The organism is Pseudomonas sp. B40(2017) (genome assembly GCF_002112855.1).
Taxonomy (GTDB): domain Bacteria; phylum Pseudomonadota; class Gammaproteobacteria; order Pseudomonadales; family Pseudomonadaceae; genus Aquipseudomonas; species Aquipseudomonas pharyngis.
The window spans coordinates 202,057-223,375 of sequence record NZ_NEIT01000001.1 but is presented as its reverse complement, the minus strand read 5'-3'; the positions used below and the strand labels follow the sequence as shown (position 1 = coordinate 223,375).

22 protein-coding genes are annotated in these 21,319 nt (G+C 55.3%); 14 read left to right on the top strand and 8 right to left on the bottom strand.

Annotated elements, in window-relative coordinates:
- Positions 1-163 precede the first annotated feature (163 nt).
- The 7 genes from CAF76_RS01010 to CAF76_RS00980 all read left to right on the top strand — a co-directional run bounded on the left by CAF76_RS01010 (position 164) and on the right by CAF76_RS00980 (position 10,215).
- Positions 164-2,218: a type VI secretion system tip protein VgrG gene (locus CAF76_RS01010; protein WP_085646505.1), complete on the top strand. Its 2,055-nt coding sequence runs from the start codon at positions 164-166 to the stop codon at positions 2,216-2,218.
- Complete coding sequence (locus CAF76_RS01005; protein WP_085646504.1) at positions 2,209-3,072, top strand: DUF4123 domain-containing protein; 864 nt, start codon at positions 2,209-2,211, stop codon at positions 3,070-3,072. The genes CAF76_RS01010 and CAF76_RS01005 overlap by 10 nt, the downstream gene beginning before the upstream one ends.
- A gap of 35 nt (positions 3,073-3,107) precedes the next feature.
- Positions 3,108-6,404: a hypothetical protein gene (locus CAF76_RS01000; RefSeq protein WP_256579575.1), complete on the top strand. Its 3,297-nt coding sequence runs from the start codon at positions 3,108-3,110 to the stop codon at positions 6,402-6,404.
- 9 nt (positions 6,405-6,413) lie between these two features.
- Positions 6,414-7,379, top strand: coding sequence for a tetratricopeptide repeat protein (locus CAF76_RS00995; protein ID WP_085646502.1), 966 nt, complete (start codon positions 6,414-6,416; stop codon positions 7,377-7,379).
- A 2-nt stretch (positions 7,380-7,381) separates the two neighbouring features.
- Positions 7,382-8,413, top strand: coding sequence for a tetratricopeptide repeat protein (locus CAF76_RS00990; protein ID WP_256579574.1), 1,032 nt, complete (start codon positions 7,382-7,384; stop codon positions 8,411-8,413).
- Positions 8,414-8,589: 176 nt separating this feature from the next.
- The gene (locus tag CAF76_RS00985) at positions 8,590-9,573 is read left to right on the top strand and encodes a tetratricopeptide repeat protein (protein WP_085646501.1); all 984 of its coding nucleotides are present in this window, start codon (positions 8,590-8,592) and stop codon (positions 9,571-9,573) included.
- Positions 9,574-9,726: 153 nt separating this feature from the next.
- Positions 9,727-10,215 carry a DUF3304 domain-containing protein gene (locus CAF76_RS00980; RefSeq protein ID WP_143491790.1) on the top strand — a complete coding sequence of 163 codons (489 nt, stop codon included), beginning with the start codon at positions 9,727-9,729 and terminating at the stop codon, positions 10,213-10,215.
- Positions 10,216-10,348: 133 nt separating this feature from the next.
- Here the strand turns inward: CAF76_RS00980 and CAF76_RS00975 are convergent, their stop codons facing one another.
- Both CAF76_RS00975 and CAF76_RS28635 read right to left on the bottom strand, forming a co-directional pair.
- Entirely contained in the window at positions 10,349-10,645 is a 297-nt protein-coding gene (locus CAF76_RS00975; RefSeq protein WP_025109577.1) for a hypothetical protein, read from the bottom strand.
- Positions 10,646-11,007: 362 nt separating this feature from the next.
- Positions 11,008-11,145: a hypothetical protein gene (locus tag CAF76_RS28635; RefSeq protein WP_158090455.1), complete on the bottom strand. Its 138-nt coding sequence runs from the start codon at positions 11,143-11,145 to the stop codon at positions 11,008-11,010.
- Here CAF76_RS28635 and CAF76_RS00965 point away from each other — a divergent pair.
- Together CAF76_RS00965 and CAF76_RS00960 are read left to right on the top strand one after the other, a co-directional pair.
- Positions 11,138-11,398, top strand: coding sequence for a DUF2790 domain-containing protein (locus CAF76_RS00965; RefSeq protein ID WP_085646499.1), 261 nt, complete (start codon positions 11,138-11,140; stop codon positions 11,396-11,398). The genes CAF76_RS28635 and CAF76_RS00965 overlap by 8 nt on opposite strands.
- Positions 11,399-11,488: 90 nt before the next feature.
- On the top strand, positions 11,489-11,887 hold the full coding sequence (locus CAF76_RS00960) for a hypothetical protein (RefSeq protein WP_064596409.1): 399 nt from the start codon (positions 11,489-11,491) through the stop codon (positions 11,885-11,887).
- On the opposite strand, the gene CAF76_RS00955 is transcribed toward CAF76_RS00960, so the two are convergent.
- A complete protein-coding gene (locus CAF76_RS00955) occupies positions 11,884-12,153 on the bottom strand; it encodes a DUF1652 domain-containing protein (RefSeq protein ID WP_011334036.1) in 270 nt (89 codons plus the stop codon). The genes CAF76_RS00960 and CAF76_RS00955 overlap by 4 nt on opposite strands.
- Positions 12,154-12,524: 371 nt before the next feature.
- Here CAF76_RS00955 and eco point away from each other — a divergent pair, with 371 nt between their 5' ends.
- The 3 genes from eco (at position 12,525) to CAF76_RS00940 (ending at position 13,758) form a co-directional block, all read left to right on the top strand.
- Positions 12,525-13,010: a serine protease inhibitor ecotin gene (gene eco, locus CAF76_RS00950; protein WP_064596407.1), complete on the top strand. Its 486-nt coding sequence runs from the start codon at positions 12,525-12,527 to the stop codon at positions 13,008-13,010.
- 20 nt (positions 13,011-13,030) lie between these two features.
- Positions 13,031-13,336 (top strand): NIPSNAP family protein, encoded by a 306-nt coding sequence (locus CAF76_RS00945; RefSeq protein WP_039768220.1) that lies wholly within the window; start codon positions 13,031-13,033, stop codon positions 13,334-13,336.
- An 83-nt stretch (positions 13,337-13,419) separates the two neighbouring features.
- Positions 13,420-13,758, top strand: coding sequence for a DUF2834 domain-containing protein (locus CAF76_RS00940; RefSeq protein ID WP_085646853.1), 339 nt, complete (start codon positions 13,420-13,422; stop codon positions 13,756-13,758).
- On the opposite strand, the gene CAF76_RS00935 is transcribed toward CAF76_RS00940, so the two are convergent.
- Both CAF76_RS00935 and CAF76_RS00930 read right to left on the bottom strand, forming a co-directional pair.
- On the bottom strand, positions 13,739-14,662 hold the full coding sequence (locus tag CAF76_RS00935; protein WP_064381745.1) for a magnesium transporter CorA family protein: 924 nt from the start codon (positions 14,660-14,662) through the stop codon (positions 13,739-13,741). The two genes, CAF76_RS00940 and CAF76_RS00935, sit on opposite strands and share 20 nt — an antisense overlap.
- 7 nt (positions 14,663-14,669) lie before the next feature.
- A complete protein-coding gene (locus CAF76_RS00930; protein ID WP_085646498.1) occupies positions 14,670-16,244 on the bottom strand; it encodes a RimK family protein in 1,575 nt (524 codons plus the stop codon).
- Between the two features lie 92 nt (positions 16,245-16,336).
- Here CAF76_RS00930 and CAF76_RS00925 point away from each other — a divergent pair, with 92 nt between their 5' ends.
- Positions 16,337-17,440 carry a GNAT family N-acetyltransferase/peptidase C39 family protein gene (locus CAF76_RS00925; protein WP_085646497.1) on the top strand — a complete coding sequence of 368 codons (1,104 nt, stop codon included), beginning with the start codon at positions 16,337-16,339 and terminating at the stop codon, positions 17,438-17,440.
- A gap of 5 nt (positions 17,441-17,445) precedes the next feature.
- Here CAF76_RS00925 and CAF76_RS00920 read toward each other — a convergent pair whose 3' ends face one another.
- Positions 17,446-18,591: a PQQ-dependent sugar dehydrogenase gene (locus CAF76_RS00920; RefSeq protein ID WP_085646496.1), complete on the bottom strand. Its 1,146-nt coding sequence runs from the start codon at positions 18,589-18,591 to the stop codon at positions 17,446-17,448.
- A 50-nt stretch (positions 18,592-18,641) separates the two neighbouring features.
- Positions 18,642-18,983 (bottom strand): hypothetical protein, encoded by a 342-nt coding sequence (locus CAF76_RS00915; protein ID WP_085646495.1) that lies wholly within the window; start codon positions 18,981-18,983, stop codon positions 18,642-18,644.
- Positions 18,984-19,174: 191 nt separating this feature from the next.
- Here CAF76_RS00915 and CAF76_RS00910 point away from each other — a divergent pair, with 191 nt between their 5' ends.
- The gene (locus tag CAF76_RS00910) at positions 19,175-20,035 is read left to right on the top strand and encodes a Ku protein (RefSeq protein ID WP_064596394.1); all 861 of its coding nucleotides are present in this window, start codon (positions 19,175-19,177) and stop codon (positions 20,033-20,035) included.
- A 42-nt stretch (positions 20,036-20,077) separates the two neighbouring features.
- Here CAF76_RS00910 and lpxO read toward each other — a convergent pair whose 3' ends face one another.
- Positions 20,078-20,977 (bottom strand): lipid A hydroxylase LpxO, encoded by a 900-nt coding sequence (gene lpxO / locus CAF76_RS00905; RefSeq protein ID WP_085646852.1) that lies wholly within the window; start codon positions 20,975-20,977, stop codon positions 20,078-20,080.
- Positions 20,978-21,319 lie beyond the last annotated feature (342 nt).

Below are 21,319 nucleotides of genomic sequence, written 5' to 3'. Positions count from 1 at the left end.
CTGATCCGATGGGTGAGACGACTCTGACGGCCCCGATTTCACTGAGTCAAATGCCCGTTCTAAGGGAATACCCTACGCCCCTGAAGGGCATTTGCGGGTTGTACGAGCCCGGCTAATCCTGCACCATCCGTCCCTTGCTTATTCAATGGACGGAAATAAAGGCATGCTGGACGCCAACGCTACCCACATTACCCTCACGCTCGAAGGCGCTTCGGCCGACCTGCAAGTCCTCAGCTTCACCGGTCGCGAAGCCCTCAACGAACCGTTCCGTTTCGACATCGAACTGGTCAGCGCCCGTCCCGATCTCAACCTTGAAGAACTCCTGCACAAGCCTGGCTGCCTGACCTTCGGCGCCACTGGCGAGGGCAAGATTCATGGTCTGGTGTATCGCATCGAGCAAGGCGATTCCGGCAAGACCCTGACCCGTTACAGCCTGAGCCTGGTGCCGCAACTGGCCTACCTGCGGCACAACCATGACCAGCAGATCTTCCAGAACCTCACCGTGCCGAAGATCATTGCCCAGGTTCTGGAAGATCGCGGCATCCTGGCCAACGCCTACAGCTTCCAGCTCGGCGCCGAATACCCGGAACGCGACTACTGCGTGCAGTACGACGAATCCGACCTGCATTTCATCCAGCGCTTGTGCGAAGAGGAAGGCATTCACTTTCACTTCCAGCACAGCAGCAGCGGCCACAAACTGGTGTTCGGCGACGACCAGACCGTGTTCCGCAAACTGAAACCGGTCAACTACCAGCAAGACTCCGGCATGACCGCCGACAAACCGGTGATCAAGCGCCTCAACCTGCGCCTGGAAACCCGCACCAGCCGCGTCAGCCGCCGCGATTACGATTTCGAGAAACCGAAGATCCTGCCCGAAAGCGCGGTCAAATCCGCGTTCATGCCGGACCTGGAAGACTACGACTACCCCGGCCGCTTCACCACACGCGAGCGCGGCAAGTTCCTCTCGACCCGCGCACTGGAACGCCATCGCAGCGACTACAAACTCGCCGAAGGCAAAGGGGACGAACCGACCCTGACCAGCGGCCACTTCATGACCCTGGCCGAACACCCGCGCGCCGAGTGGAACGATTTGTGGCTGCTGCTGGAAGTCTTCCACGAAGGCAAACAGCCGCAAGTGCTGGGCGAAAACGTCACCAGCGACGTCACCGACAACAAGAGCGATTTCCACCAGGGCTACCGCAACAGCTTCGTGGCCACCCCGTGGGACGCCCACTACCGCCCTGCCCTCGAACACCCGAAACCGAAAGTCCTCGGCAGCCAGACCGCCATCGTCACCGGCCCCGCTGGCGAAGAAATTCACTGCGACCAGTACGGCCGCGTGAAAGTGCAATTCCACTGGGACCGCGACGGCCAGGCCGACGACAAGACCACCTGCTGGCTGCGCGTCGCCAGCGGCTGGGCCGGCGCAGCGTACGGCGGCATCGCCATCCCACGCATCGGCATGGAAGTGCTGGTGACCTTCCTTGAAGGCGACCCCGACCAGCCATTGGTGACCGGCTGCCTGTACCACAAGGAAAACGTCGTTCCGTACGATCTGCCGGCGAACAAGACCCGCAGCACCTTCAAGACCCTGAGCTCACCGGGCGGCAAGGGGTACAACGAATTTCGCATCGAAGACAAGAAAGGCGCGGAACAGATCTACATCCACGCCCAGCGCGACTGGGACGAGAACATTGAGCACGACCAGAAGATTCGGGTTGGCAACGAGCGGCATGACACGGTCGAAGCCAATGTTTTAAGTGAATTCAAGGTCGAGGAACACCGCATCACCCACCTGGATCGCAAGAGCGAAATGCGCGCCAACGATCACCTGACCGTCGCCGTGACCCAGCACCTCAAGGTCGGCACGGCGCAACTGGTCGAAGCGGGAACCGAGATCCACTACTACGCCGGCCAGAAAGTCGTGATCGAAGGCGCAATGGAACTGACCGCCAAGGCCGGCGGCAGCTTCGTCAAAGCCGATGCCGGCGGCGTGACCATCAGCGGCGCCGAAGTGAAGATCAACACCGGCGGCGCGCCGGGCGTGGGGACACCGGCAGCACCGTTGTTGCCGGGGCCGATGAAGGTGGTGGATGCGGATAAGGCCGGGAAAGTCCCGATTCCGCTGCCTAAACGACTGAATGAATCCGGTATCACGCCGCTGTGCGGAAAACAGAGTAACGGCGCTTGCAGCCGTAAGGATTGCACATGCATGTAAAAGCGCTGAGTGCTTTGTTGGCGGCTCCGCGCCACACATTCGAACAGCTACCCCGAGAGAGCGCCGGCTCGACACTGTGTTTCATCATTGACCGTACCCGTCAGCCTGACACCATGAGCCGCCTCTATCGCATCGGCGAGCCTATCGACTCCCAAGGCCTGTTTCTCGCCACCGATTTCGCTGAAATGGCCAATGACGGCCCGTTATGGCTGATCGCGCCTTGGGGCAGTCGCCTGGCTGCCGAAGCAGCAAAACTCTGCGAAGAAAATTACGCCGGCATTGCACTCATCACTGATGAGCCGGCCAAGGCACTGGCCCATGCTCGCTGGCTGCTGCGTGCCAACGATGGGTCCGGCGGTCAAAGCCTTCTGAGTTACCAAAAGCCAAGCCTTTGGGCCGCATTGGCCTATACCGCAGACGAAACTTCGCATCAGTTATTCGGCCCATGGCAACGCGTCTACAGCCCTGCCCCGGTTCACTTTGGCAGCAGTCGGGGCCATTGGCTAAGCTGGCGCAGCGTTTCGGAACTTGAATGGCTGGGCGACGTCTCAGCGTTCAACCTGCCACCAGCAGCGCCAAAGGTTCAGGAATATCTGGGCTGGGTTTATTGGGTTGATGAGCATTACGCCATCTATGGCGAACCCACTGACGAGGAACTGCCCAACCTCGTCGAAAACCTCAATGTACTGGTTGCCCACAACATTTATGAAGGTCGTCATTTACTGAAGCTGGGCCAGATCACCAACGGCCCGCTGCTCGAAGCGCAGCCTCAGGCAATGACCATCCTGCAATCCAGGGAAGAGTCGTTCATCAAGGTTCAGCAGCTGCAGCAACTCTCCACCAGCGCTGCCTGATGACCCCGTCCGCGTAAAGAATGAATGGAAGCGAAATGGAAACTGGTATTTCGAAAGCCCCCAAGGAAAATCTCAACGGTCCAACTGCAAATGCATCGACCCAAACAGCAGCGGTTGAAAGCAAGCCAGCGCTGGAGCTTGATCCGCAGCCCAAAGCGCCTGACAGTTGTTCCAACGCGTTCGACAAGGTAAAGACACCTTGCTCGACGTCCTATGGTGAGGTGATTTACGCCACCAAGGAAAAAATGTTCTATCTATTGCCAGAACGTGCTGCCAGCTCGATCAAAGAAGCGATGAATGAACTTGAACAACATATCAGCGTAAGCAAGTCTCCAGAAGAACGGCTCAAGGGGATGAACACCGCAGGGCTGCTGGAATACTTCCTTGAGCCAAAGCTGACTAACTTCCTGCAAGGCGAGCAAAAAAGCCGAATGCTGGAAATCGAAGCTCAGGAGCCGGATATCGCGCAACCCACGATGGCTATGCGCTTGAAGGCTGTCAGCCGAGAAGCCCGCAATAGTGCGGCGCTGGACAAGCAACCGGACCAGAGCGAATACGCTCGCAATCGGGAACTTGCCAATCAACAACAAGCGAGTCTGCTTGAAGCCAACTCTGATGGGCAGAAACTGCAGCGGCTCTACAGCGAATGGAAGAAGCTGAAAAACATCGCCGTCGCGCAAGCCAAAGTAGCAGGCTACACCTACGAAAGTGGCAACCTGTTTTCTCCGGGAGCACTCGAAGCGAGAAGTCGTGTACAGACCTATCTGAAGGCACGTTCGGCACTCACCTCCAGTGGCAAGCTGACGACTCTGAAAGAAGAAGACTTCCAAAAAAACAAAAAAGCCTATCTGGACGCGACTAACTGCGTAATCGATGGCAAAGCCCGGATGTGTGGCTATTTGAAGGAAGTCGCCAACGAGCGCAAGAAAGTCGAAAAAGACTTCGCCGCGTATATTGATTCGATCTTGAAAGTTGCTGACTACGGTTTGGCCCTGCCGGAGTTTGCACTCATTCCCGACACTGGCGATATCAGTGCAGGCATCGAGAAATTCAAGGCTTACCTTGAGATGGAACAGCAACAGATCAAGCTCACCGAGCAGATCCGTTCGAAATATAAAGCCTGGATTGACGCGAGCGGGCAGAACGTCGCGGCACCTACAGGTATCGTTGAAGCGGAGCAAGCAGAATGGCAGCGTATCCAGCAAGCTCGTCTGAAGCTTCGTGAAGACGCCGAGGCAGCAGTGGCTGCTGCCTTGCCATTACGTCACCTGTTATGGGAGCCCGAGCAGTTTCAACCGAAACCGGAAGAGCGCTTGGTCAAGGCAGGATTTCCTTTGCGCGAAGTCGCGCTTTTCAATAGCCCCAACAGTCCAGTCAAACACTTGAGCTTGCTCAATCTTGAAGGCATCACAAAGGTGCTGAAAAAAGACGCAAGCGAAATCGGTGCCGCTGCAAGCAAGGACTTGCAGAAACTTCCAGGTAACAGCAACGGAAAGGCAGAGTCGGACTCTGACGACAACCCCTTCCATGAATGGCTTCGTGAACAAGGCGCTTTGGCCATCAAGGACCAACAGAGCGACTGGTTTGATGAAAAAGGCTGGTTTGACGTTGAGATGTTCCACTCTTACTTGAAGTCAAAGAACTACAAGGTCGAAACGTTTGAGGATGCGGGGGCGCGCAAAGACTGGGGGCTCCGTCTTCGTCAGTTGCTTTTTAAGGAAGAAGTCAGAAGCTCGTTGCGTCTGTTCGACAACAGCCCTCAAGCTCAACTGGTTCGCTGCCTCACCCCACCGCAGTCATCAATTCACACCGCTACCAAAGTCAGCGGCCCAAGCTTCAGCGTTGCGGATAATTTCAAAGCCTCCGCCAAAGCCGAAGCAAGTCTGGGAATCGACCTCGCTCGCGGTGAGGTTGAATTGATGAAAATGGATCTTCCGGGGAGAGATCAAGCGAAAGACATCCTAGTGCCTTACCTGGATTATGAGAAAAACCGCAAAAATCTGAACCTGGGTCGGTTCTCGATTCACTTGGGCGCTAGAGCCTGGGGGTATACGGGTGCAACCCTCCTCCTTTCTTCCAGCGTGCAGTTGGGCCGCGCGAACGTACAAGGCGGGCTCAACCTTCCGGAAATCACCGATGCAAAACGCGCGGATACCACCAATGCGACTGCCGCAACCGCGCGAAGTGAACCTGTACTTGAGGGCGACGCTGCCAAGGTTCGGGTGGAAGACGGCGCTAAAGCCCAATTCAATCTTTTTGCTGGGGTGCAAGCCGGGATTCTGCTGACCGGTGCCTTGAACTGGGCACCACCAAAAGACATTGCAGCCCTGCGCGCAGCGCCAACACCGGGAATGAGTAACAGCGTCAACAGCACGAAAGCCAGCCAATGGTCGAGTTTAGCGAGACTGACAGCTGGACTTACTGCCGCTTACGGCCTCGGTGCAAACGCGGACATTGGAATTTCCTTGCACGAAGGCCGCTTCATCATGCGGTTCAAGGCCTCTCTCATTGTCGGCACAGGTGCCGGCGGCGAATTCCAGTTTGAAGTCGGGTATGACGGCGTTACTGACCTGATTAACCTGCTGCGTCGTGAGATGCACAAAAACCAAAATAAATCTTTAATTTTCATCGAAAATGATGCAGCCGAATACATCGATGTATTAAATTTTTTAGGTGCTTCTGGCATGCAAGTCGCTATGACTTATATGCAAGGAATTGACATCGCAATGTCCTTGTACGAAGTATTAACGGCGGGTGGTAAAGGGGCTACTATCGCCCACACGATCATAACTTATCGCAACCAGGCTGAGTTGGAGAAATGGTTTTTGAATGCAACTCCCAATGCACTTGGACCGATGTTAATGACGTTGATTTCTAGCGCTAATAGTTCGACCATTACGGACGTCTCGGCAGATGGCGCGACTCGTGAGAAAAAATATACGTACGACAGAGAGCAGGCGCATTTGATTCAACAGCAAGCCATCGAGAGAATTCTTGGATGGATTCTAAAAAACGCCAAAGAAACAAACACACTGACACAAGCCCAAGCACAGTTTGAAGAAGCTTGTATAAGCATGAACACTTTCGGAGCAAAAAATCCGGATAAGGGCCAAAGTTACTGTGAGCAGCGCTTGGCGATGGATAATTTCATGTCGGAGGCGGTGCTTCGCCTTACAGACCAGAGAAACGATCAAATGAGAGCGAGATACAAAAAGCATGTTTCCGAACTTGGTGCGCGACTTGACGGATTCTGCCAACGCTCCACATATTATGGCCGAACATATCTGCCCGGTGGAAGAGCAACATACAACGGCCCGGAAAAACAACACTGAGCGATAGCAATGACAGTAATTAAAGCAATAATTGCGCTAACCTTCGTCGCCTTTCCAATATTTGCTTCTGCGACACTTAATGTGCAGCAGCAAAACGCAAAGGAACGCGGAATTATATTGTTCAATCAGTATAAACCCGCAGCCCCCGAACTAAGAATAGCTGCGGAAGCTGGCGACCGTGAAGCTCAGTTTTTTTTGGCTGAGGAAATTCGGCAAGAAAACCAATACATCTCAGATGAAGCGTATAAGTGGTACGAGGCCGCTGCTAAACAAGGCGACTTCTACTCCATGATCCGAATAGGTCGAAGCAGTAGTGACTTATGCGTGAAGATGAAAAACTGCCCAACAGGAATAAAAAAACCAGAAGAATGGTTGGCCGAAGCGCAAAAGATAGCAAAAGAAAAATCTAATCATGGCGACGCAGAAGCGCTTTATATAATGTATGAACTAACCGCTGACCGAGATTGGTTAAAAAGATCAGCACTTGCAGGCGATGCGACAGCGCAATATCGAATGGCTATTGGTGATAGACAAGGCGAGGGCCTTATGCTCCCTTGGAAGCGCCAAGAGTCAGTTGAGCAATGGTTTCTGCTTTCTGCGAAATCTGGCAATCCCAAAGCGATGATGCAGCTCTTTGGAATATACCGAGAAAAGGGCGAACTCGATCAAGCTCGTTATTGGGTGGAGCGCGCCGCATCGATAGGTTATGAAGCTGGTCTCTACAATTATGGATATTTTTTAGCTGTGGACTCCGAGGCGCTCGGATTCAAGGAAGATAAAGTGAAAGGGCACGCACTAATCTCCCTTCTTAAAGAACTGGGCAGCGGTACGACGCAAGCAGACATTGAAGAGATACTTCCACAAATTGAAGAAAAAATGACCACATCCCAAATTAAAGAAGCTGAAGAATATGCAGCCGAATGGAAGTCCACGCACCCTCCTCTGTCCTTCTATCCGGAAAAATTAGGTTTCTGATTTTGGATTACACTGGCCGATCAACAACCAACTTCACCACACCATTTAGGTTATTATTTTTAGATAGCCTTATAGCTCTCAGCTTGGCATTATTTTTCGCTCCATTTGGCAATTTTGCAATCGCCGAAATATCACACTTACAGAAAGAATCGAAAAGCAAAGGATTAGTTCTTTTCAGTCAATATAAACCTGCAGAAGCGGAGCTGCGAATTGCTGCAGAAGCAGGTGATACTGAAGCACAATTTTACTTAGCTGAAGAACTCCGACGAAGAAGCAAATACATTACACCTGAGGCAAAAAAATGGTTGGAAGCAGCAAGTGCACAGGGTGATCTTTACGCCATGCTTAGGCTCGCCCGCTCGGATAATGATCTCTGTGCGACGATGAAAAACTGCCCTTCCGGGCAAAAAACTTCAGCAGAGTGGTTGGATACGGTTAAAGAGCTGGCAACATCCAAATCTGAAAAAGGTGACGCTGAGTCCGCTTATGTCATGTATTTGGCGACTGGCCAGTTGGATTGGTTAAAAAAATCTGCAGAGTCTGGTTTTGCTCAAGGTCAATGGCTGCTTGCTATTCGATATAAAGAAGGTAATGGATCTTTTTTGTTGCCTTGGAAACGGTCGGAAGCTGTCGAGAACTGGGCAAAGGCGTCTGCTCTTGGAGGTAATCCCAAGGGAATGATGGAGTACGCTGCCATTCTTTTCGAGAAGGGTGACATGGAAAGTTTTCGATATTGGAACGAACAAGCTGCCTCAATTGGCTTCGCCACTACGGTGTACGGGTATGGATCAGACCTGGCCCATGAGCCTGATACGTATGGCTTCCCTTATGACATCATCAAAGGGTACGCCTTGATTTATTTATTGAAAGAACTTGATGGCGGAGGCGGCATGGATGCCAACGTCAATGATAAGCTTCCTAAAATCGCTGCAAAAATGACGCAAACGCAAATAGCGGAAGCAAAAGTATTCGCACAAAAGTGGAAAGCCACACATCCGCCGCTCTCTTTTTTCCCTGATAAGTTAGGTGACTAATATGGTCACCCCCCTTAATTACGTTTAAAGACAGCACTTGGAACTACTATATTTACTGGCGTGGGGAACTACACAAAATTGAACCACTCACGTCATCGCGCTAAATTTCAAGAAAGACTTTTGTCACATGTGAAAAAACAGTTAAGAGGATGCAATACGCAGAAGGACGAAGCAAGATGTTCCGCACACCAATAAAAGCCATGGCGTTGATTGCATTAATATTTTCAACCTACGCTTTCGCACAGCTCACTCCTGATCAAGAAGCCGCGAAAAAGCGCGGAATTGCACTATTCAATCAATATAAAACAGCCGAACCCGAATTACGTATTGCAGCAGAAGCTGGCGATGCGGAAGCTCAATTTTATTTAGGCGAAGAGCTGCGTCTACAAAAGCAGCGAATGACAACCGAGTCGCAAAAATGGTACGAAGCCTCAGCATCCCAAGGTAACTATTATGCGATGTTCAAACTTGCTACCACCACTGGAGATCTATGCTCCGTTATAAATCAGTGTCCTGTAGGTACTAAAAAACCCAGTGACTGGCATGAACTGCTGATAAAAACAGCAGAGCCACTGGCGTTGAACGGTAGCGGCGAAGCAATGGTGGTCTTGTATAATGCGACAGCCAACGTAGAGTGGTTAAAGAAGGCAGCCAAAGCAGGCTATGCTCCTGGACAATGGTTACTCGCCACTCGTTACGCTGATGGCGAAGACACATTTTTATTGCCATGGAAGCGTAAAGACGCAGAAGAGGAATTATTGAAAAGTGCCTCCGAAGGTGGATTTCCCAAGGCGATGATGGAGTACAGCACTATTCTTTCTGAGCGAAATGATCTTGAAGGCGTTCGGTACTGGTTGGAGGCAGCAGCCAAAACCGGATATGTAAATGGGGTCAGTAGTTATGGGGCGTACGTTGCTCACACTCCTGACAAAGTTGGATATCCAATTGACCTAATAAAAGGTTATGCGTTGATATCACAACTTCAAGAACTTGATGGCGGAGGAAATATCCAATCCTATGTTGAAGCAAAGCTTCCTGCAATTGCAGAAAAGATGACTTCCACCCAAATTGAAGAAGCAAAAAAATACGCTACTGAATGGAAAGCTACACATCCACCTCTTTCCTTCTATCCAGAAAAATTAGGTTTTTGGACACAGTGAGCGCAGAAGGCTAGTCAGCCCGGCAGACTTCTGCCTGTTTGCCAGCCTGCAATTGATGGATCCCGTGCTCCCGGCGAATTGGTCGATGTGGACAAAGCGAAAGAGCGGTATGTCGAGGAAAAGTTGCCGCTTGGGGTGTGATAAGGGCGCTGTTTGAATGAATCAGCAAATATGCCTAAAAAGCCGATTCGTGAAAAAGGGTCTTGGAAATTTTCAATGTCGTTAAGCCTGAATAATTTGAACCAACTTAGATGGAAAAACCGAGCCTTAGCAATCGCCATCCTTATCATTGCTATCCCATTTTTAATACTTTTCATTTATAGCAAAACCCGAGTGCCGGGCGCAGCGTTGACGTCTCATAACTACATGGACAGACCTGTCGGTAGCTACTGGGTAAATGATAACTGGGGTGGAAACGGAGGCGTCACCTGCTGCTGGGATATCTCTGGAGAAAATGCCAAATTGGTTTGGATCTTGAGCATGTCAAAAGCTCAGGAGGACCTGGGCATGAAAATTGAGAAACATCGAGCACTGTTGCCCCTGCCAAAACGTAAGCCCGGACAAGATACATTGCATGTCTATTTTCTCCCCGGAAACAAGATCGAACTCATGTGGTCTACCACGACCCTTGATACGAGGTAGTTCGGATATCTTTGATTTGATACATGATCCAGTCCCGGAGGAAGCGCCTCGCCTTTAAATCACCGAAAACCTCCAGCAGCATCACGGGCAGATAATGCTTCTGCCCGTGAAAGCCAGGCCGCCTTTCAGGTCCTCAAACCGGCGCCTGCCAGTTCAACATTTTCTGCTGGGCAACCTGAAGTAAGTCACTGCCATCCTGCGTCAGCAGGTACAGCGCATGAGTGATGTGGGGAATGTCCTGGACATCGGCGTGTTTGAAGCACAGGCAGTGCAGGGTTTCGAGCAGGTCGGCAGCGGCGCGGATGCGTTGCACGGCGGCTTCGAAGAGGTCTTTCGGGTTGGCTTGGGTGTCGATGACCAGCGGTGCGCTGTCAGTGACGCCGCTGTTGAGCGGGAGGTAGCGGGCGGAGCTTAGCTTCAGTATTGGCATTAGGATTACTCGATTAGGTTGTAAGTAACCGCCGACACCGTGACCAAACGATGGGGAGGCGGACTGTGTACAGGCTTGGTCAACCGAGAACAACCCAACTCAGCACGCCCGAAGGCGACCCTGCACACAGCCGCCACTGCAATGCACTTCGAGGACATAGATGTCCACGGAGCGAATAATGGCACACTTGTGAGGGCTGTTATTTTAGGTGACCAAACCTAAGTCGCTGATTTTGCAGCGACGCCAAACCATAACCGCCCCACTCCAGCCCCCGAAAGCAGACAAGGCATCCACCCTTGTAGGAATCCGCCGAGACTCCCCCACGAAACAATCCCCGCCCAGACAGCCGGCGTTCAGCCCGGTTAACCATCGCTTAACGCAGCGGTCAAAAACTCTACTGAACCGCACACCCTCAGCCCTTGGCTGACGCCGAGTGCGGCAGGTTTGGCTGGCAATCTGCCGAACTCAATTTCCGTCGCACCGGAGTCCATCATGAACATTCGTCCGTTCCTGCTCACCACCGCCCTCGCCTGCACCGCGTTTGCCGGGCTGGCCCAGGCCAATGACACCTCCAAGGCTGTTCCCTATGAATACGGCATGCCGCTGCATGTCGCCAAAGTGGTTTCCCTGACCGAGCCGCAGACGCAGGAGTGCAAGGTCGTCACCGCCTACATGAAATACCTCGACAACAACGGTAAACCGGAAGAAATCAGTTACCGGAAATTATCTGACGCCTGCAGCTTCCAGAACTGACAGAAAGCTCTGATTTGCGGCTTTGCGGTAGGCGAGCACAGGTCTCGAAGAGTATGCTCGGGGCCCTCCTCACTGCCGCAAGGATTCGCCATGCAGTTGTCGTTTCGCACGTTGTCGACCCTCACCTTCTGTCTGTGTTTTCTGCTTTCTCTGGCCTGGGGTCTGGCTCCACAGATGTTGCTGGCGATCTGGAGCATCGAGTATTCGGAGGCAGCCGGATTCGTCGCACGGCGCAGCGCGGTGCTGTTTGCAGCGTTGGGAGTGATGTTTTATCTGGTGCGCAACGCGCCGGTGTCGATCGCGCGCAATGCGCTGAGCAACGGCTTTATCGTCGGCTGTTTTGGCCTGGCGGTGCTGGGGTTTGCTGAATGGCTCAACGGCCACGCCGGCCCCGGGATTCTGCTCGCGGTGCTGGTCGAGTTCGCGCTGGGCCTTGGCTTCTTGCAGGCCCGGCGCGTGACGGTCGAACTGGGTGAAACAGTCGGTTAGACGACTCGGGATCGCGGCACTGAATGTTGGGTTGCCGTTTGTAGCGCAAGATCCGAGCGCAACCCGGCGATCAGGCCGTTGATTTCGCGACAGCTGTTCAAATGACTGGCATCGATGCCACTCACCTGCAGCTCAACCTGATCGGTCTGGTGATCGCCATACACTTTGACGGTCATCGACAGATCCGGGGACAGCGTGCACTGGCAGCGTTTCGGTAGAAAGCTGCTTTCAATGATGTTGCGGAGTTCCAAGGCAGACAGAAACATGGCGAAACCTCTCCTTACTGTGAGACTGCCAATCAAGTATTCACGTCGACCGTTGCCACGGTTCCCACGGGTGTGTCCCCGCTGAATCCTTGGGTTGTGACAAGCGGCTGTACTGCGAAATGCCCATTGGAGTGTAGGCGCCCGAACTCGGTGCGCTGCACCAAATCAACGCATAAAGCGTGCCTTTCATCAGGTTGCATTCACCTCCTTGCAAATCAAAGGCTTGGAAAAAAGGCAGGCCACTGGCCAGTTGCAAAATGCAAGATTCGCTCGTGCAGGCACTGCAATTTGCAAGCGGTCGGCGGTTTGCATTCATCGACCGTGACAGTGAGAATGCCCGTCTACCAACGTACACCCGCCAGGAGGCTTCAATGGGAAATTTCACCGTCCGCGCGACGGCCGGCCTGATGCTCGCCAGCCTGTCCACCCTCACCCACGCCGCCAAACTTGAGGACACCGCGCCTTATCCGAAGGCCGAAGCGGGCTTTACGCGCCAAGTGATCCACCTGCCGCAACAGGCCCAGGAAGAAAACTTCAAAGTCGAAATCCTCGCCGGCAAGACCCTCGAAGTCGACTGCAACCGCCAGCGTCTGGGCGGCACCCTCGAAGAGAAAAACCTCGAAGGCTGGGGCTATCCGTTCTACCGCCTGGAAAAAGTCAGCGGCCCGATGAGCACGCTGATGGCCTGCCCGCCCGGCACCCAGAAAAAACGCGTATTCGTGCCGGTGATCGGTGACGGTTTCACCGTGCGCTACAACAGCAAGCTGCCGATCGTGGTTTACGCACCGCAGGACGTTGAAGTGCGTTTCCGTATCTGGTCGGCTTCGGACAAGATTGGCGTGGCAATACCTGAATAATCTGCAAAGGAGCCGCAGCCTTGATTACCTGCCACGTCAGATACGTGATTGATCCCTATCAGTTGGACGCATTCGAAGCCTACGCCAAGACCTGGCTCGGCATCGTCGAACGGCTGGGAGGAACGCATCATGGTTACTTCCTGCCCTCGGAAGGCGCGAGCAATATCGCGTATTGCCTGTTCAGTTTCCCGTCGCTGGCAGATTACGAAAGTTATCGCCACATTGCACTGACCGACCCGGAAAGCACGGCGCTGGTGGCCGATCTGGTCGAAAAGAAGTTCATCATCAGCTACGAGCGCAGCTTTCTACGCCCACTGCTGCCCTGAACGCTTCAACGCCGTTGGCAACTGCCAACGGCTGATAGCTGCGCAACTTGAAATTCCGACTCATCTGCCCAAGGAAGGAATACCTGATGTCCATCGCCCTGCCCCTCACCGCGTTGATTGCCTTCAGCGGCTACACCGTTTCCGTGATGCTTCAGGCGGAACAGTCGCTGATCGACTTCGGCATCAGCCTGATGTCGCGGCCCGACACCGCACAAGTGGTGATCGATCTCTATCTGCTGGCAACCCTGGCGGGCGTCTGGATGTACAAGGACGCGCGCAAGCGTGGGCAGTCGGGCTGGTCGGTGGTGCCTTATCTGTTGCTGACGGCGGTATTTGTTTCAATCGGGCCGCTGATGTACCTGGTTGTTCGGGGCCTGCAGGATCGCAAGCGTTCGGCCCCGGTCACTTCGCCAGACGCCTGAGCCCGAACAGCATCCCGCCCGCCCCCAGCAGCATCGCCGCCAGGAACAACGGGTACGACACCCACCACGGTGTGCCGGCGGTCATCATGCTGAATTCCGACATGCCGCCAATGCTCGCGATCAGGTTGAGCGGCAGGAATACCACGTTGATCAGCGTCAGTTTGCGCAGCAGGTTGTTCATGCTGTTGTTCATCAGGTTGCCACGGGCGTCGATCAGCCCGGAGAACACCGTCGAATAGATTTCCGCCTGCTTGTAGCACTGGTTGTTTTCGATGATCAGGTCGTCGATCAGGCCGATGGCTTCGCTGCCGAAGTGCTGTTTTTCCGCGTGATTGCGCAACCGCGTGAGCACCGCGCCGTTGCTGTGCAGGGCGTTGATGTAATAGATCAGGCTTTCGCTGAGGTTGAACATTTGCACCAGATGCTGGTTCTGCATCGAGGCGTTGAATTTCTGCTGCAACTCCCGGGCGACCAGTTTGATCACCTTCAGATGCCCGAGGTAGTGATGGATGTTGTTGAACAGCAAATCCAGCAACACATCCAGCGGCGTGTTCAATGGCTGGCGGGTGCCGACACCGTGCAGCGGCGTGTCGTCGGTTGCGATGACCAACAACTGGCCCGGCGAGAACAGCAAGCCGCAGGACGACACCTCGAATGCCAGGCTGCCGCCTCCGGAATAGTTCTCGGGGCGTTTCCAGATCAGGAACAAGTGATCGGGGTGAAACTCGATCCGTGACACCTCGTCCGGGTCGAGCGCCGAGGCCAGCGCGTGTTCATCGAGTTTGAAGTGACTGTGGAGCAGGTCGCGCTCGGCGGCGTCGGGGTCGCTGAACAGCATCACCTCGGCGTCCAGCCGCTCGACCCGCTGCAAGGCGCCGTGATTGAGTGCAAAGCTGTTGATCATCGGCCGGTCACCAAGCCTGGCCGCGGCGTTTGAGCTCGAGACGGCGCACGAATTCTTCCAGCACCAGCGAATACAGATCGTCTTGCAGGTAGGCGTCTTCGATGCCCGCGTCGAGGTTCGGGTTGTCGTTGACCTCGATCACCACGACTTTGTCGCCGGCCTGTTTCAGATCGACGCCATACAAGCCGTCGCCGATCAGGTTGGCGGTCTTCACCGCCAGTTCCACCACCGCGCGCGGCGCCTCGTGGATCGCCAGCGTGCGACATTCACCGTTGACGTCCTGACCCTTGGCCTTGTGGTTGTAGATCTGCCAATGGCCCTTGGACATGAAGTACTGGCAGGCAAAGATCGGTTTGCGGTTGAGCACGCCGATGCGCCAGTCGTACTCGGTGTAGAAAAATTCCTGGGCCAGCAACAGCACCGAGTGTTCGAATAGCTCGGCGGTGGCTTCCAGCAAAGCCTGCTGGCTCTCGACCTTGATCACGCCACGGGAGAAACAGCCATCCGGGATCTTCAGCACCAACGGAAAACCGAGGCGTTCGCCGACCCGCTCGAAGTCTTCGGGTCGCTCCTTGTAGAGAATTTCCGTGGCGGGCATGCCCAGTTGATGGCTGTTGAGCAGGTCAGTGAGATAGACCTTGTTGGTGCAGCGCAGGATCGACGTCGGGTCGTCCATCACCACCAGCCCTTCGCTTTCGGCCTTCTTGGCGAAGCGGTAGGTGTGGTTGTCGACGCTGGTGGTCTCGCGGATCAGCAGGCCGTCGTACTCGGCCAGCCTTGCGTAGTCCTTGCGTTCGATCAGCTCGACATCGATGCCCATGCCTTTGCCGACCCGCACGAAGTTTTCCAGTGCGCGGGCGTTGGATGGCGGCAAGGCTTCCTGCGGATCATGCAGGATCGCCAGGTCATATCGCGCTACTTGCGGCGAGCGCGGTACACGCCAGATCTTGCGACTGAAGCCGTCCAGCGCATTGGCGAACTGATCTTCCTGATCCTCTCGCAACTTGTGCAAGGCGCCGGATTTTATACCTTCGATGTGCCAGCCGTTAGTTCGACGGAACTCAACTAACAGAATCGGACACGGGAATACTTCAAACAATTGCCGGGCCAGATCCTGCAACGGCTCGATATGGGTTCTGCCGAAATAAAGTGTCAGCGTAAAACCTTCGGTGTCACTGTAGAGATGATGGCTGAGGGCTTTTTCCAGGGTTTTATCCAGGTCATCCAGCGCCAGACCGTAAAGGGATTTTCGGGTCAGCTCGCTGATGGTGCGTACCGACGGAATCACCTTGTGCCCTCGGGCTTCAGCCAGCAGCGAGCAGTAGTAGCCGTGGCCCAGGTACTTGTAGCTGCGGCACAGATTGATCACCTGTACGCGTTTTCCCGGCTCGCTGTCGGGTGGCTGTTCAAGGTATTCCTGGGCCGTCAGGATGTCTTCGCTGGGGAAGTACGAGGCCCAGTCTTCCTTGCGTTCGACGATGATCAACACTTGACTGGAAGTTCTGATCTGCGGTTTTAAATAAGTTGCCGGTGGCAAACTTTGACTGGATACTTCGCGCCAATGACCCTGTACCGCTGACATAGAAATTGATCCGTTGGAGAACAAGACCTTTTCTATTAAGCACGAAGTTTTTCGAAAGTCCCGTTTCGTTACGCAACTTTTACGGTGGTCATATGAATGCTGTTTTTCGCCTGGCGGTCGTTGATGATTTGCCAGCGTTGCTTACGCTGGAGATGCACTGTTTCACCACGGACCGGCTCACCCGCCGCAGTTTCCAATGGATGATCACCCGGGCCCACGGGCAATTGTGGGTGGCCGAACGTGAGGGCCAACTGGCCGGTTATGCGCTGGTGCTGTTTCATCGCGGCACCTCGCTGGCCCGTCTGTATTCCATTGCGATTGCCCCCGAGGCGCGCGGCGGTGGTCTGGGCAAGCAATTGCTGCAACGGATCGAGGCCTGTGCGCTTGAGCACGACTGCGCCTATCTGCGGCTGGAAGTGCGCACCGACAACCCCGCCGCCATCGCCCTGTACGAGCGTAACGGCTACCGGCGCTTTGCACTGATCCATGACTACTACGAGGATCACGCCGACGCGCTGCGTCTGGAGAAACGCATTCTCCAGCACCACGATTCGCGCAACATCAAAGTCCCCTATTACCGACAAACCACCGATTTCACCTGCGGCCCGGCCTGCTTGCTGATGGCCATGGGTGCGCTAAAGGCCGATCGCTTGCTGGAACGGCGCGAGGAATTGCAGTTGTGGCGCGAGGCAACCACGGTGTTCATGACGGCCGGCCATGGCGGTTGCAGCCCGCAAGGCTTGGCTCTGGCGGCTTGGCGCCGGGGTTTCAGAGTGCGATTGCAACTGAGCATGACCGGGCCGCTGTTTCTCGACGGCGTGCGCGATGCGCATAAAAAAGACGTCATGCGCCTGGTCCACGACGAGTTCATGGCGCAACTGAACGACACCGATGTCGATCAATCCATTGGCGTAGCGCTGGATTTACCCGCGCTGTTGGCCAACGGTGGTCAACCCTTGGTGCTGATCAGCAGCTATCGGCTAACCCGTTCCAAGTCGCCGCACTGGGTGATCGTCACCGACTGCGATGAAGACTTCGTTTACCTGCACGACCCGGATGTCGATCACAGTCAGCATCGTCAGCCCATGGACTGCCAGCACGTGCCGGTCAGCCATGGGGAGTTCGAGAAGATGTGCCGCTTCGGTCGTGGCAAGTTGCGGGCGGCGGTAGTGCTCTACGCTCGCTCACCCGCGTGAAGGGTTCATTTGAGTCCGATCTTGTACAGCGAACCGTCGGACTCATCGGTCAGCACATACAGGTAACCATCCGGCCCTTGGCGTACATCACGAATCCGTTGCTTCAGTTCGCCCAGCAAGCGTTCTTCATGCACCACCTTGTCGCCGTCGAATTGCAAGCGGATCAGCTCCTGCGTCACCAGCGCACCGATGAACAGATTGTGCTGCCACGGCTTGAAGCGGTCGGCATCGTAGAACGCCATGCCGGTGACGCCCGGGGATTTTTCCCAGACATGGTGCGGCCCGACCGTGCCTTCGGCGGTCTTGCCCTTGGCTTCCGGGATCGGTTGCATGGAGTAGTTGATGCCGTGGGTCGCCAGCGGCCAGCCGTAGTTCTTGCCGCGTTCGATGATGTTCACTTCATCGCCGCCGCGCGGGCCGTGCTCGTTTTCCCATAAGGTGCCGGTCCATGGATTGAGTGCGGCGCCCTGGGGATTGCGGTGGCCGTAGGACCAGATCTCCGGGCGCACGCCGGACTGGCCGACAAAGGGATTGTCGTCCGGCACCTTGCCGTCGGGGTAGATCCGCACGACCTTGCCTTGCAGCTTGTCCAGGTCCTGCGCGGTCGGGCGGTCGTTGTTCTCGCCCAGGGTGATGAACAGATAACCGTCCCGGTCAAACACCAGCCGCGAGCCGAAGTGATTTCCGACCGACAGTTTCGGCTCCTGACGGAAAATCACGTTGAAGTCCTTCAGGGTTTTCAGGTCATCCGACAGGCGTCCGCGCCCCACCGCCGTTCCGGCCTTGTCACCCGCACCGCCACCCTCGGCGTACGACAGGTAAACGAGGCGATCCTGTTTGAAATCCGGTGACAGCACCACATCGAGCAATCCGCCCTGCCCCTTGGCCCAGACGTCTGGCACACCGGTGATCGGCGCAGACAGCTTGCCGTCGGCATCCACCACGCGCAGGTTGCCGGGACGTTCGGTCACCAGCATGCCCTGGCGATCAGGAAGGAAGGCCAGAGCCCATGGGTGCTCGAGGCCCTGGGTAATCGTTGTGACTTCAAGGGTGCCCTGCTCGCTTTGCAGCTCTTTGGGAGCGGCGGCGAGCGCCGGGGCGGCGATCAGTGCACTGGCACACAGGCCGGCCAGAAGGGTTTTACGCAACATGCACGATTCCTTTTGTTCGTTTGAAGGGCTGACAGAAGCGGTTCTGCCATTCAACGGTTGCTCCCGCTGTCACGGGCTGGAGGGTTGGGGATGAAGGTGGGTGGCGTGCTCGGCACGGAGCGCAGCGGCTGACCATTGCCGATACCGCGATTTTCCAGGGTCGGCGGCCGTGGCACCGGCACCGTGTTCGGCCCGCGAACGGGCGGAGTGCCGGGCTGGGTGCCCTGCATGCTGTTGGGGTTCGCCCGGCGGATCGGGCTGTTGTAGGGGTTGTTGCTGTTGCCGGTCGGACTTTGTGCCAGCAACAGCGATGTATGGCTTATTGCGCCATCGGCGTGAACCAGCCCGCCACTGAGGGCGAGCAACGCAATGCCAAGCAGGAAACGGTTCATGAACGGCCTCTTTCGGTGCGCAGGGACTAGAGCCTTCGAGTCCACGCTACGCCGTGGGTTCGCATTTGTTAACCCGTCACCGCTAAACAAGATGTAACACGGCTTGACCTGACGTTTAGAGGCACCCAGCAAACAACGGAAACTTTTACACCGGGCCACGGGTCACCCGAACATCACTCGGAGAACAGCACATGGCTCGGGCAATCTGGAAAGGCGCAATCAGTTTCGGTCTGGTCCACATCCCTGTGGCGCTGGTCTCGGCGACGTCATCCCAAGGCGTCGACTTCGACTGGCTCGACAGCCGCAGCATGGACCCGGTCGGCTATAAACGGGTCAACAAGGTCACCGGCAAGGAAGTCACCAAGGAGCACATCGTCAAAGGTGTGCAGTTCGAAAAAGGCCGCTATGTGGTGCTGAGCGAGGAAGAGATCCGCTCGGCACACCCGGTTTCAACCCAGACCATCGATATCTTCGCCTTTGTCGACAGTGAACAGATCCCGCTGCAGAACATCGACACGCCCTATTACCTGGCTCCGGACAAGCGCGGCGGCAAGGTCTACGCCTTGCTGCGTGAAACCCTGAGCAAAACCCGGAAGGTCGCCCTCGCCCGAGTGGTTTTACATACGCGCCAATACTTGGCGGCGCTGATGCCTCTGGAGTCGGCGCTGGTGCTGGTGAAGTTGCGCTGGCCGCAGGAAGTGCGCAGCCTGGACGAACTTGAGCTGGGCAGCGAAGTGACCAAGCCGCAACTGGCCAAGGGCGAGCTGGACATGGCCAAACGGCTGGTGGAAGACATGACAGCGGACTGGACGCCCGAGGATTACAACGACGAGTTCGAAGACAAGATCATGGCGCTGGTGGACAAGAAGGCCCATGAAGGCAAGATCGAAGACGTTGAGACCGTCTCTGGAGAAGAAGAGCGCAAAACCGCAGATGTTATCGACCTGACCGAACTGCTCAAGCGCAGCTTGGGCGGAAAAGCTCCGGCCAAACCGGCGAAGAAGACCGCCAGCAAGACAACAGCGGCGAAGAAAACCAAAAAAGCGTCGTGAAAATGAAATCGGGCGACCGTCTTTCAACAGTCGCCCGATTCGTCAGATCAGAATGAAGATCGCCAGCAGACCGCCGAAAATCGCCCACTTTTCCATGTAGTAGAGTTTGCGATTGCGCTTTTTCAGCTCTTTGCCGCGCAGGCGAATCTTGTAGATCTTGGTAAACAAGCGGTTGATGCCACCGGTGCGGTCACCCGCATCGTTCGGCGCACCGGCCGCCGACATCACGGTGCGGCTGAACCAGCGGTTGAACGCCGCCGCCCAGCGATACTTCATCGGGCGCTCGATGTCACAGAACAGGATGATGCGGTTGTGGTCGGTGGTGTTTTCCGCGTAATGAATGAACGTCTCGTCGAACATCACCGCTTCGCCATCACGCCAGTGATAATTCTCGCCATCGACGTTGATGTAGCAACCGGCGTCGTTCGGCGTTTCCAGGCCAAGGTGATAGCGGTACGAACCGGCGTACGGATCGCGGTGACGCACCAGTTTCGAGCCCGGTGGCAATTCTGCAAACATCGCAGCCTTGATTGAGCCGATGCTCTGCACCAACTCAGTGGTGCGCGGGCACAGTTGAAGCGCCGACGGGTGGCTGTCGCCGTACCACTTCAGGTAGAAACGCTTCCAGCCAGTCTTGAAGAACGAGTTGAAACCGACGTCGTCGTACTGGTTCGAGCGCTTGATCTCGCCGGCACGCAGCAGGTTACGACCTTCTTCACGGATTTCTTCCCAGTGGGTCTGCAACGGAGTCAGATCGGGAAAGTCCTTTGGATCAAGGTAAGGCGTGTTGGGCTTTTTCGAGAACAGATAAAGGAAGCAGTTGATCGGTGCCAGGAACGAGGAGTGATCGCTCAGTTGACGACCGAGTTTGTGGCGTACGCGACCGCGCAGGTGAACATACGCAATGGAAATGACATATACAGCGGCAATGATGAGTTTCACGGAAATCGTCACACGTCAGAAGTGAACAAACTGCGCGCCTTTCGGGCTGTGGCCCAAGGTCTGTGGCAGTGGTCTGAAATCAAAAAAAACGTCCCGGTGGCGCATCCTTGAGCCCATGCCGGACAAGGCATTGGGTGAATGGATGGCATTTTAGCCACAGTTTGTAACCAATAGTGAACCTTCATCTGTGAAAAACTGTCTCGCGATTGCGCCAAACGGCAATCGGAATGTCACCGCCCTATCGTTTAAAGAGCCAGACCAGTACAATCGCCGCCAAACTTTACGCGCCCCCCTTGGTTGATGACGGGATTGCCCCGCCTCAGCGCACTTCGACTCGGGCCA